Annotated in this window: 4 protein-coding genes; 2 read left to right on the top strand and 2 right to left on the bottom strand. The window is 66.2% G+C overall.

Going from position 1 to position 5145, the window contains the following annotated elements; genetic code table 11:
* Positions 1-322: 322 nt before the first annotated feature.
* A complete protein-coding gene (locus AC3IFE_RS10395; RefSeq protein WP_489190455.1) occupies positions 323-832 on the top strand; it encodes a hypothetical protein in 510 nt (169 codons plus the stop codon).
* A 254-nt stretch (positions 833-1086) separates the two neighbouring features.
* Here the strand turns inward: AC3IFE_RS10395 and queF are convergent, their stop codons facing one another.
* Positions 1087-1911 (bottom strand): NADPH-dependent 7-cyano-7-deazaguanine reductase QueF, encoded by an 825-nt coding sequence (gene queF, locus AC3IFE_RS10390; protein ID WP_089468421.1) that lies wholly within the window; start codon positions 1909-1911, stop codon positions 1087-1089.
* 12 nt (positions 1912-1923) lie between these two features.
* Positions 1924-3447, bottom strand: a complete 1524-nt coding sequence (gene ilvA / locus AC3IFE_RS10385; RefSeq protein WP_089468420.1) for a threonine ammonia-lyase, biosynthetic — start codon at positions 3445-3447, stop codon at positions 1924-1926.
* A 600-nt stretch (positions 3448-4047) separates the two neighbouring features.
* Between ilvA and AC3IFE_RS10380 the strand changes: the two genes are divergently transcribed.
* Positions 4048-5145 (top strand): DUF3683 domain-containing protein (locus AC3IFE_RS10380; protein WP_489190454.1); only part of this gene is annotated, 1098 nt, incomplete at its 3' end.

The following is a 5145-nucleotide window of genomic DNA, read 5'->3' as shown; positions in this document are numbered from 1 at the left end:
ACTTCAAACGGGAACCGATTACGCTCGCGATGCTGCATCGTGCAGCCGTAGAAAGGAGATGGGACGCCGCGCGATTGGCCGCGCTGCCGTGAAACATCGGATATTCGAACAGGCGCGTTGTCTGGCGGATGCCGGGCAATGCGTAATTGCTCTTGGGGCTGTGTTTGGTAAGGCGCATGCCTTGATTGAGGGCATCACAGGTTGGCGCCTCCCGGCAACATGCCGTTTGCCAAATTCATCGGTTTGCTGCGGGAGTAGGCTACTTATTGTCAAAAGGTGAATTGAAACGACTTCGGGTGACCAAGCAGAAATTCCAGCCGACATGGCCGTACCATTGCTGATGGGCGAATGCGCCGTACTGATGGAAACCATCCGTCTGCGGCTTGAACAGATCAAGCGCATCGGTCCAGATTCGCTCGATGAGGACGCGCTTGTCGATCTGTACGAAGACCACGACGCGCTGACGCGTGCGCTGGCCTATATCGAGCGCAACTTTGCACGCACCTTTGGCGGCTTGCCGGCGCGGGACAGGTGGCAGTGTACGTCGCGGCTTGCGGAAGAACCGCACGGACGCCGCCGGGGGGCAATGGTGATCTGGATCGCAGTTTTGACTTTGGCGCTCTTGACCGACCACGGTGCGCTTGCGGGCACGCTGTCCAATAGGTTATCGCCTGGCGGCGCGCTACCCATTGTCGTGCCGGAGTCAGTCGAAATCGTCAGGAACGGTGCGTGGTCGCTGACATCAGCGGGGACGAAACGGCGGATATGTGTCGTACGTTCGTTCTTCGGCGTGCAGATGTCAGCGCATTTTTCAAGCGTGCGGGCCGCGTAACAGAACGGGCGTACAGCCATGACCTGGACGCGGCGCGTTGCTATGCCGAAGGCGAAGCGCGTCTGGCGGGTGGTGGCGCGGCGAAATGGAGAATAGACCAGGCAAGGCGAGGCTTCATTTCCGTGGACGATGGTCGAACAATCTACCTGTATTGTCCGAAGTGCCGGGCCGACGTATTCGCACCGAATTAGAGAAGCGCGCTTTCCGCACGCAGGCGGAGTTGGCGGACCGAAAATGTCCGCCAACCCACGCATTTACTGCCGCGCCGTCCGCGCGTTATCCGGCATCGGCTGGTTGTAGTTCGTGCGGAACGGGTTGATGTCGAGCCCGCCGCGGCGCGTATAGCGCGCATACACCGCGAGCTTCACCGGTTTGCACGCATGCAGGATGTCGAGAAAGATCCGCTCGACGCACTGTTCGTGAAAGCCCGTGTGATTACGGAACGAGATGATGTAGCGCAGCAGCCCCGCATGATCGATCTGCGGCCCGACGTAATGGATCTGCACGCTGCCCCAGTCGGGCTGGCCGGTGACCGGGCAGTTCGAGCGCAGCAGGTCGGACACGAGCGTCTCCTCGACCGGCGCTTCATCCTCGGCGGCCGACAGCAGCGACGGATCGGGTTCGTACACGTCGGTGTCGAGATCGAGCCGGTCGAGCGACAGCCCGTCGAGCTCGTCCATCTCCAGCTTGCGGAAATCGTGCGCCGACACCAGCTGCACCGATACGCTCGCGCCGCACGCGGCCGACACGTCGCGCTTCAGCACGTCGCGCACCGCGTCGACCGAGTCGAATTTCGACTGCGCGAACGAGCCGAGATACAGCTTGAACGACTTCGATTCGACGATGTTCGGCGATTCGGCCGGCACGTAGAACGTCGCGATCGCGACCTGCGGCTTGCCGCGTGCGTTGAGCCACGACAGCTCGTACGCGTTCCAGATGTCGGTGCCGAAGAACGGCAGCGCCGACGTGATGCCGAGCTGCGCGCGCGCGCCGGCGCGCGGAATCGGGAACAGCAGCGACGCGTCGTACTGCGCCGCGTAGACGGTGGCCTTGCCGAGCGGGGAGTGTTCGGGATTCATTGCACGAAACCTTTACGACAGGAAGAGGCGGTAAGCCGGGTTGGCGCTCTCTTCGACATACGGATAGCCGAGCGCCGCGAGGAAGCGTTCGAATTCGGCGCGATCGGCTTGCGGCACCTGCAGCCCGACGAGGATCGAGCTGTAGTCCGCGCCCTGGTTGCGGTAGTGGAACAGGCTGATGTTCCAGTCCGGCGCCATCGACGACAGGAACTTCATCAGCGCACCCGGCCGTTCCGGGAATTCGAAGCGGAACAGGCGCTCGTCGAGCGCGAGCGGCGAGCGGCCGCCGACCATGTAGCGGATGTGTTCCTTCGACAGCTCGTCGTGCGTCAGGTCGACGCTCTTGAAGCCGTGCGACTCGAAGTTCGCGGCGATCTCCGCCGATTCGCCGCGGCGCTTGATCTGCACGCCGACGAAGATGTGCGCGGACTGCGCATCGGCGATCCGGTAGTTGAACTCGGTGACGTTGCGGTCGCCGACGAGCGAGCAGAAGCGCTTGAAGCTGCCGCGTTCCTCGGGGATCGTGACCGCGAACACGGCTTCGCGCGCCTCGCCGACCTCGGCGCGTTCGGCGACGAAGCGCATCCGGTCGAAATTCATGTTCGCGCCGGACGTGACCGCGACGAGCGTCTGGTTCTCGATGCCTTCGCGTTCCGCGTACAGCTTCGCGCCCGCGACCGCGAGCGCGCCGGACGGCTCGAGCACGCTGCGCGTGTCCTGGAACACGTCCTTGATCGCCGCGCACAGCGCGTCGGTGTTGACCGTCACGACGCCGTCGAGGAATTCGCGGCACAGCCGGAAGGTTTCCTCGCCGACGAGCTTCACCGCGGTGCCGTCCGCGAACAGCCCGACTTCGCTCAGCTCGATGCGCTCGCCGGCGTTCAGCGATTGCGCCATCGCGCACGAATCCTCGGCCTGCACGCCGATCACCTTGATCTCCGGACGCACCGCCTTCACGTACGCGGCGACGCCGGACGCGAGCCCGCCGCCGCCGATCGGCACGAAGATCGCGTGGATCGGGCCCTGATGCTGGCGCAGGATCTCCATCGCGATCGTGCCCTGGCCGGCGATCACGTATGGGTCGTCGAACGGGTGGACGAACGTCAGGTCGCGCGCCTGCTGCACCTTGACCGCGTGCGCGTACGCGTCGCTGTACGATTCGCCCGCCTGGATCACCTCGACGCTCGGGCCGCCGTGCGCGCGCACCGCGTCGACCTTCACCTGCGGCGTCGTGACCGGTACGACGATCACGGCCTTGACGCCCATCCGCGCCGCCGAGAACGCGACGCCCTGCGCGTGGTTGCCGGCCGACGCCGTGATCACGCCGCGCGCGAGCGCGTCCGCCGGAATGTGCGCCATCTTGTTGTACGCGCCGCGCAGCTTGAACGAGAACACCGGCTGGTTGTCCTCGCGCTTCAGGTAAACGGCGTTGCGCAGCCGGGCCGACAGGTTGCGGGCCGGTTCGAGTTCCGTCTCGATCGCGACGTCGTAGACGCGCGCGGTGAGGATTTTCTTCAGGTAATCGTGGGATGCCATGGGCGCTCGCGTGCAGTGCGGATGCAAACGGTAAAGGGTCAATGATAGCGCCAAGGGTCCGCCCGCACGCAAGCGGCATGCCGGGCGGTCGGTCATGAGCGGGCCGCGTGCGTGCGCGGGCAGGGCATTCCCGCCGCCGGGGCGCCGCTTTTTACCGGCGCGCTTTACCGGCTTAACCGCATGGTTACCGACCGGACGGACGGCGAATGGTCGCCCGAAACCGCGCCGAGCCCCGGCCGGCGCGGCTCGCGGCGATAGCCCCACGACCTGTCCGGCGTGTCACGGGCGGCGCGATCATGGGTTAGAATTCCGTTTTGAATCAAGGATTCGGAAGATGCAGAGGCACCCTCGGATCGCACCGTTGAAGCCGACGCCGCGCGCAGCCAGCCCCGCGGCCGAACGGCATGCGCGCCGCGCGCGATCGTGCTGATGATCCCGAGTGCCGCCAGGCCCTGTCGCCGGCCAGGAGGGGCGAGTCGCCCGCTCCGGCCCCATGAAGGACAGCCGCGCGCCTGGTAACAGAACAGATTTCCCCAAGATTGCGCCCACGCGCTTGCCGACGCCCGTGCACGGGATATCGGCCCTCCGAGTCGTCCGAACATGAACGCACCACAAGTTTTCGATCCGCATGGCGCGGCCGCCACCGTCGCCGCCGACCCCGCGCCCCGCTTGCGCGAGATTCCCTACAACTACACGTCCTTCTCGGATCGCGAGATCGTGATCCGCCTGCTCGGCGAAGAGGCGTGGGCGGTGCTCGACGAACTGCGCGCCGAGCGCCGCACGGGCCGCTCGGCACGGATGCTGTATGAAGTGCTCGGCGACATCTGGGTCGTGCGCCGCAACCCGTACCTGCAGGACGACCTGCTCGACAACCCGAAGCGCCGCGCGCTGCTGATCGAGGCGCTGAACCACCGCCTGACCGAGATCGGCAAGCGCCGCAGCGCCGATCTCACCGCGCACCGCGACGACGCCGGCCGCGAACGCGCATCGCGCGTCGAGATGCTCGAAACCGCCGCGCAGCGCGCGGTCGACGAATTCGCGGACGAATTCGACAAGATGGCCGAGCTGCGTCGCCGCGCGACCAAGGCGCTCGGCCGCTGCACGCAGAAGGACAACATCCGCTTCGACGGGCTGTCGCGCGTGTCGCACGTGACCGACGCGACCGACTGGCGCGTCGAATACCCGTTCGTCGTGCTGACCCCCGACACCGAAGCGGAGATCGCCGCGCTGATCAAGGCGTGCTTCGAGCTCGGCCTGACCGTGATCCCGCGCGGCGGCGGCACCGGCTACACGGGCGGCGCGGTGCCGCTCACGCCGTTCTCCGCGGTGATCAACACCGAGAAGCTCGAACAGCTCGGCGCGGTCGAGCTGACCGAGCTGCCGGGCGTCGCGCACAAGGTGCCGACGATCTTCTCCGGCGCGGGCGTCGTCACGCGCCGCGTGACCGAGGCGGCGGAGGCGGCCGGCTACGTGTTCGCGGTCGATCCGACCTCGCTCGACGCGTCGTGCATCGGCGGCAACGTCGCGATGAACGCGGGCGGCAAGAAGGCCGTGCTGTGGGGCACCGCGCTCGACAACCTCGCGTGGTGGCGGATGGTCGACCCGGACGGCAACTGGCTCGAAGTCACGCGCCACGAGCACAACCAGGGCAAGATCCACGACATCGCGGTCGCGCGCTTCGAGCTGAAGTGGTTCGAC

Source organism: Burkholderia sp. APQ4-4ca (assembly GCF_057837105.1).
The sequence above is the reverse complement of the archived record's forward strand: the minus strand, read 5'-3'. Positions and strand labels throughout refer to the sequence as shown.